Raw genomic sequence first — 7180 nt, 5'->3', positions numbered from 1 at the left:
GACCCTCACGCAATCCACCGCTGCCCGGCACCAGAAAGCCCAGGGATCCAATCCGGATCCGATGACCGCCTCTGTGACCCCTGTTGGAACCATTCCCCATCCCCCAGCTGGACCTGACGCGTTAGGAATTTTCCTAATCCGGCGGCCACCGCGCAACAGCCCCTCTCCCCTTGCTTCCTCCTCCCCACAGTCTCTGGACCTTGGGGAGTAGGGAGCCAAACGCTTTGGGGGGCGGAGCCGGGGGGGGGGGGGGCCCCCCCCCACCCACCGGGGGGGGGGGGGGGGGGGGGGGTGGTTTTGTTGTTTTTTTTTTTGGGGGTTTGGGGGGGGGGGGGCCCCCCCCCCCCCCCGCACCGCCCCCGAAAGATTTTTGAGGGAAGGAACCATGGCCTTCCGGACGGGCTTTGGTTCCTCCAATCCCCAGTTGATAACTGGACAAAGCACCAAGTAACTCCCACAAAAAATCGACAGAACACTATGAGGGCCATTCCCACATGCGGGCAAAACGCGACGCGGTTCGTTTCCCCTGGGAGCCTTGAGGGCAAAGCCGGGAACGGAAAGCGCCCTGGCTTTGCCCCCAAAGGCCATAGCTCCGATATGGCGCAGGGAGGCAACTCATCCCCTCCTGCTGGCCCTTTCGGCGGTGGGGAGGCCCGCCTCTCCCTCGTCCTTGCCCAATCGTGTCCCGCCCTACATCCAGGCTAATCCGGATCCTCTTCGTCCCACTGCTCCTGCAAGATCGGATGACGACCGGCCAGCCGGAGGAGCAACGGCACGAGGAGGGCCAGCAGGAGAAACCAGGGGGGCAGGATCGGGGCCTGGGAGAAGCGATCCAGGTTCCAGAGGATGAGAACTATGGAAATCCACACAGCGGTGAAATTCGGCCAGGGGTCCACGCTCCGCATCCACTTCAGGCCGGGGATACGATGGCGGGTGAAGGGCCAGAAGAGATTGCTTCCCATCCACCCCAGCTGGTCCTCGAGGATGTGAATCGCATATCCCAGCCCCACGATCCAGCCGATCGGTGCCCCACCAAGGAGCCCGGCGGCCACGCCCAGGAGAGCAGCCAGGACCAGCGAGTGGCTCCACGCCCGATGCCAGGGTAAAAACAGGACCCGCACCGCTCCATCCTCCGGCACGAAGGCCAAGGATGGGCCGGAGAAAATGTCCACCGTGATCGTGGGGTCGTAATCGTAGCGGATCGGAACGCTTAGGGGCAGGCGCGCCGGTGGAAGATCCGGGACCGTCCCGCGCATCGGTCGCCCTCCCGTGTTCACAATCGGGCCGATCTCCACCTCGATGGCCGAGGCCTCCAGATCGAAGCGCACGACGTAACGCCGCCACGCGTCCGGCCCCAGGCGCAGCGTATGGAGCATGAGGCGGATAGCGCGGCCTTCCCCCCACGCCCGCTCCGCAGCTTCCTGGACCGCGCGGGCGATCATCCCCGGATCTGGGGGATCTGTGTCCGGATCCACGACACGATCCGGCTGCTCCAGCCAGCGGGCGAAACGGAAGTCCAGCGTGTCCGGCAACATCGCCGCGATCCCGGCCAGCGCGGGTCCGATCCCGCCGCGCGCGGCGTCCTGCACGATCTCCGGGAAAAACGTTGAGAGGGCGATACCGGAAATGAAATGGGCAAAGCCCTTCATAGGCCAAGAGAACATGAAGGGTTCTCTATGGAGATGATAGACTCTTCGGGGTTTCCAACGCCATGAGGGGACATGGCATCCCGTCCGTCGTTGAACACTACCAGGGAGGGAATGACGGGTGGAAGAGGCCGGATTAGCCTTCGGGCTTGCGGGCCTTCGGGAAGATCTCCGCTCGATAGAGCGCCTCCAGGGGCGCGAGGGTCTGTTCCCAATCGTAACGTGCGACCGCGAGGCGGCGGGCTGCCTCCCCCAGGGCCTTCCGCCGGGCCGGATCCCGGGCCAGGGCGATCATGGCGGCGGCAAACGCCTCCCCATCCGCCAGCCACACATGCTCCTTATCCATCACCGCAAGCCCGTCACAACCCATCGGGGTGCTGACGATCGCCTTCCCCATGGCCATCGCCTCCAGGATCTTCAGGCGGGTTCCGCCGCCCGCCCGCAGCGGTGCAACATAGACCGTTGCACCAGCCAGGTAAGGGCGCACATCTGGAACTCCCCCGACCACGTGAACGCCAGGGATCTCCTGAAGGCGGCGCACTGCCCGGGATGGCCGACGGCCAACCAGGTAGAGTTGAGCCTCCGGAAGGGCCGATCGAACCGCCGGCCAGACCACCCGAGCGAGCCATTCCACGGCATCGATATTCGGACGATAGTCCATGGATCCGGTGAACACGAAAGCGGGCTCGCCAAGGGGGAGCGGTTCCACCGCTTCGGGATGGAAGAGGGCCGTGTCCACTCCGTTCGGGGCTACTACAGGCGAGCGCGAGGCTCCCAGCGCCTCCAGATCCCGGGCGTCGGGTTCCGAGACCGCGATCACCCGATCCACCCGACGGACGATCCGGGCTTCGTAACGCCGCAACCGACGGGCCTGGATCCCAGAGTAGAATGCGCTCAGCCAGCGCCGGGGATCCCCTCGATTGGTCCGAAACAGCCGTTCCTGCAGGCGATACTCCGCGTTCAATTCGTCCAGAACGAGCATCGGCCGGGCGCCTGGGGGGCGATCCAGCAGGTCTTCCACCGCCCAGGCCATCTCCAGGCCCTCGATGTGGATCGCGCGGATGGGGCGCTGGATGAGCAACCGCTTCAACGCATCCACCAGGGCGGCGGTTCGGTAGCGAAAGGCGAGATCCGGATGGGAGGAAAAGAGGAACTGTTGGAGACGGGCCCGGAGCGATCGCGGGCGCCACGGGAAAAGGCACACCTCGTGAGCGAGGGATCGCCAGACCGCCGGGGGCTCATCGGCTCGTTCCGCCAGGGCCAGCACCCCTACGGGCGCCAGCCGGGCCAGGCGCCGCAGCACATGGAAAGCCCGGATAGATCCCCCTTTGTTGGGAGGATCTGGAAGCTCGGGGGCCAAAAAAAGGATCATCGCTGCACCCTGTGCGCCCGAAATTCCCAGCTCTGGCGGTCTCGTCCCCCGAAAGGGGACTCACCGGCCCAGGACCTGTCGGTAGATCTCCCAGGTCTCCGCTGCCGCGCGATCCCAGGAGAAGGCCGAGGCCCGCTCCAGGCCTTTCCGGCGCAGCCGTTCGCGGGCCTCAGGATCCTCCAAGAGGGCCTCCATCGCCTCTGTCCAGCGGGACTCGTCCTCCGCGGGGAGGATGATCCCGGCGTCGCCGACGACCTCCGGAAGGGCGCCTCGATCGCTCACCATCACGGGCGTGCCGCAGGCCATCGCTTCCACCGCCGGGAGTCCAAACCCCTCATAGAGCGAAGGGAAAGCCAGGAAGGCGGCCCCGTTGTATAGCGCCGCGAGGGTCCGGTCATCCGGCCCCTCGATCCAGCGCAACCGATCCACGATATGGAGACGATGGGGCCACTCCAGGATCTCCTGATAGAGCCAGCCCCGACGCCCGGCCAGGACCAACGGCGGGGTCTCCGGGCGACGGTCCAGCAGCCGGGCATAGGCCCGTAGCAGCATCGGAAGATTCTTCCGCGGCTCCCAGGTCCCCACAAACAAGATGTATCCCGGCTCCAGGTCCAGGCGCTCCAGCGCCTCCTGGGTGACTTCCAGAGGAAGGGGCCGGTAGACGGCGCTGGCCGCTTCATAGACCACCGAGATCCGATCGGAAGGCAGCCCAAAGTAAGCCACGAGATCCGCCCGGGTGGTCTGCGAGACCGTGATGATATGGTCCGCCACCCGGACGGCCTGTTCGATCTGCCCGGCGTAGTAACGCCGGCTTTCCATGGTCATGAAATCCGGATATTTCAGGAAGTGCAGATCGTGGACGGTGATCACCCTTCGAAAAGAGCCAGCGAAAGGCGGGATGAAATCAGGGCTATGGAGCAACGAGACCCGCCGAAGGGTGATCTCCAGCGGCCATATCCGCTGTTCCCAGCGATGATGGGGAGGCGTCCAGACATAAGCGGTTTGCACCCGGGGACCGGTGATCCGGGTGTTGTGATCCTTTCGGCTTTGAAAGATCACCAGGCGGATCTCGGGGTCGTCGATGACATCAGGGAGGCGAGTGGCCAGTTCCAGGATATATCGGGCGATGCCTTCCCGCCGATACGCCAGCAACCGGGCATCTAATCCAATCCGTATCATCGGATGCTCTACCCTCCTGAATCGAGGAGGTTCGTCGCGTAACCCCCCTGAGGTGACGGGCCGAAGGCGCGCTGCCCTTCCGCAGCGCGGAAAATCCTCAAACCCTACCCGCCTATGATGCGTGGGCTCTAGCCAGCTGCGTGCTCGGTTGCCATGATTTTGGGGGTGGGCGGGGCCGCCTTCGGCGGCTCGCCCATCCCCATCGGATCACTCCGACCCCATGGGTTTCGGAGGCTGGCCTTCCTCGGCCAGAACGCGGGCGGCCCGTCGCTCCATCTCCGCGAGGACCACGGCCACCGCCTCGATGGCTGCCCGTTGTTTGCGGTAAAGATCCGATTCGCTGAGCGCCAGGCGCTGGGCGATCTCGCGAACCTTGCGTCCCTGAATAAACCGCATCTCCAGCAGATTGTAGAGCAACCACTCGGGAGCCGTCAGCTTCCGCTCCCCATCCGGGCGAAGCTGTTCAATCGCCTCCGCCAGCACCGCCCGCAGGGCCCGAATCGGATTGCCGTCGTGCGCTTCCATCGCCTGCTGGACGATCCGGAGTTGCAACAGGGGGCTCTGGAGCAGCCGCGGCCCACCCCAGTAATGCGCCAGGGCCTCTTTCACCCAGTGGGTGAATTCCGGATGCTCGACCAGGGGCGCGGCGGAGGGCGCCTGCTCCGGCTGACGTAGGCGGCTGACTTCCTCCGCAACCTGCTCCAGAGCGCTTAACGCCCGCTCCTGAAGCATCCGATCCTCCAGGGCCGCCGCCGCGCGAGCCACCCATCCCCGAATGAGATCCTGAAGGGGCTCCAGGACCACCTCCCCGGCGTCCCCGGCGGGCTGGGCGACCGCGATCGCGCCCAGGAGCACGGGATCGCCCCGGCTTCGCAACGGCCAGATCCAGAAGCCATCGGCCGCAATCGGGCCGTCAGCAGATCCCTCGACGACCGAAAGCGTCTCCTCGATGGATGCTTGCTCGATCGCTCCGAAGGCGGCCACCGGCTCGATCCCATTCGGCGTGATCCGAACCACAAACCCCGTGGGGGAACGAAGGGCTTCGCACATCAGAGCCAGGATCCCCTCCAGGAACTGCCGGAGATCCCGGGCGGTGATCATCGCATCGCTCAGACGGCGCATGCGGGCCAGCTCGGAGACATCCCGTCGAAGGAAGAGCCATTCGAAGAGAGGGCGAATCCAATCGCTGAAGATCTCATAGCTGACGATGGTCGCTGCAGCGACCAGAGGCAGCAGGAGAGCCAGCGGCAGGCCCAGGACATGACTCAGCCGGCTCAGCCCGAACATCACCAGCACCACAAAGGTCGCCAGGACCGGCCCCCGGAGCAGATAATCGATCCATCGCTGCTTGATCACCCGATCCGGGACCAGCACGTCCAGGTAGGCGACCGCATAGACCATGCCGAACAGCATCGTCCCGATGATCAGGTTGCCCAGGCCGACCATCCCCCAGAAAACCGCGGGGAACGACGGGAGCGTCCGCCCCACCAGCAACAGATAAGGGAAAACCCCAACAGCGGGAGCAATCATCGTTGCCGCCAGATAGGTCAGCCGCCGCCGGTGGGTGGAGATGAGGGTCCGTCGGCGTGCCTGCCAGGCGTTGATCACCCCCCATGCGACCCCACTGATGAAGTAAACCAGGAACAGGGGGAAAAGAGGACCGGCCCACAGATGGAAGGCACGGCCATCTGCGGTCCCGTCATGGACCAGCAGGTCCGTCCCGATGGCCAGGAGGAACCAGGCCGCTCCCAGGCCGTAAGCGCCGCGCACCGCCCATCGGCGCCAGGGGGAAAACGATCCCGTGCGCTCCAGCAGAGCGTCTGTGAGATGAGCGTAAGCGGCCGGGGTGATGGCGATGCCCAGCCACTGCAGCCGCAACCATCGCTCTGCGGAATGGGGGTCTTCAATAAAGAAGAGGATCAGATCACCCAGGTAAACCGTGAATACCGAGGCCAGCAGCCAGGCCGCCCCCCGCGCACTCCGACTTCGGAAATAATAGGTCAACAAATAAATCAGAAGGGAGAACGCCGCGATCAGCAGAGCGGCGACGATCACGAAGTTAATTTGAATCAACAGCTCCAGCGGATCCATCGGCCCATCACGATCGACAGATGGTCTCCAGCCAGCGCTGAATGCGCTGGATCATCACCCGACGACGTCCCGTGTAGCGATGGTCCCCCCCATCGATGAGGGCCAGCTCAGCGTTCAGCCCCGCTCGGTGATAGAGCGCCAGGCTCTGGCGATGATGCACCACCGGGTCCGCTGTCCCATGCATGATGAGCAACGGTCGTGGAGACAGCTGGTCCACTCCATCCACCGGTTGCGGCCTCGCCGCCTGGGCCCTTAGTTCCTCTCGCAGCGTCTCTGCCGTCATTCCGTTCATAAACCGGACCCAGTTGACGAGCATCGCGTCATCCGGCGTCCAGGCCCGCAGGTCGCTAACGGTGGAAAGGGTGATCAGGGCATAGACCCGGGGGTCCTGAATGGCCGCCAGCATAGAAGCCCATCCGCCCATGCTGTAGCCGAGCAGGACCAGACGGTGGGGATCGACCGTCGGCTGCGCCAGCGCCCACTGGATCGCCGCTTGCACATCCTCCACCAGGGTGGCGATCCGATAAGGGCCTTCGCTGCCCCAGCAACCCCGGTAATGGAAGCTCAGCACGTTCCACCCGGCGTCCCGCAGGACATCGGCCAGATCCAGGTTGAGCTCCACGCCAGCGATCCCGTGGGCCATGACCAGGGTCGGATGGGGCCCTGGCCCATCCGCCTGATAGAAACGACCCAGCAATCGATAGCCATCGCTTTCCAGCACCACGCCGATCAGCATCGAAAAACCGCCTCAGGGGATTTCCCCCACTGCTTTGTCCAGTTATAAACCGGGGATTTAGGGAACCGAAGCTCGTCCGGAAGGCAATAGCCCCTCCTCCCTTCCTTCCCCCTCCCCGCGGCCCGCTGGGCCGGGGGGAGGGGGGGGAAAGGGGGG

General features: G+C 64.9%; 5 protein-coding genes. All 5 read right to left on the bottom strand.

Annotated elements, in window-relative coordinates:
• Positions 1–701: 701 nt before the first annotated feature.
• Positions 702–1664: a metal-dependent hydrolase gene (locus NZM16_RS05245; RefSeq protein WP_295448383.1), complete on the bottom strand. Its 963-nt coding sequence runs from the start codon at positions 1662–1664 to the stop codon at positions 702–704.
• A gap of 118 nt (positions 1665–1782) precedes the next feature.
• Positions 1783–3018, bottom strand: a complete 1236-nt coding sequence (locus tag NZM16_RS05240; RefSeq protein ID WP_295448386.1) for a glycosyltransferase — start codon at positions 3016–3018, stop codon at positions 1783–1785.
• A 60-nt stretch (positions 3019–3078) separates the two neighbouring features.
• Entirely contained in the window at positions 3079–4197 is a 1119-nt protein-coding gene (locus tag NZM16_RS05235; RefSeq protein ID WP_295448388.1) for a glycosyltransferase family 1 protein, read from the bottom strand.
• 207 nt (positions 4198–4404) lie between these two features.
• Entirely contained in the window at positions 4405–6288 is a 1884-nt protein-coding gene (locus NZM16_RS05230; protein WP_295479121.1) for a histidine kinase N-terminal 7TM domain-containing protein, read from the bottom strand.
• A gap of 7 nt (positions 6289–6295) precedes the next feature.
• Positions 6296–7024, bottom strand: coding sequence for an alpha/beta fold hydrolase (locus NZM16_RS05225; protein WP_295448394.1), 729 nt, complete (start codon positions 7022–7024; stop codon positions 6296–6298).
• Between the last annotated feature and the right edge of the window lie 156 nt (positions 7025–7180).

Origin of the sequence: Thermoflexus sp. (assembly GCF_025055495.1) — a bacterium.
GTDB lineage: Bacteria > Chloroflexota > Anaerolineae > Thermoflexales > Thermoflexaceae > Thermoflexus.
This window is presented reverse-complemented; position numbering and strand designations above follow the sequence as displayed.

Coding starts and splice junctions, on each gene's coding strand:
- NZM16_RS05245 (WP_295448383.1), bottom strand. CDS start 1,664: ATGTTCTCTTGGCCTATGAAGGGCTTTGCCCATTTCATTTCCGGTATC.
- NZM16_RS05240 (WP_295448386.1), bottom strand. CDS start 3,018: ATGATCCTTTTTTTGGCCCCCGAGCTTCCAGATCCTCCCAACAAAGGG.
- NZM16_RS05235 (WP_295448388.1), bottom strand. CDS start 4,197: ATGATACGGATTGGATTAGATGCCCGGTTGCTGGCGTATCGGCGGGAA.
- NZM16_RS05230 (WP_295479121.1), bottom strand. CDS start 6,288: ATGGATCCGCTGGAGCTGTTGATTCAAATTAACTTCGTGATCGTCGCC.
- NZM16_RS05225 (WP_295448394.1), bottom strand. CDS start 7,024: ATGCTGATCGGCGTGGTGCTGGAAAGCGATGGCTATCGATTGCTGGGT.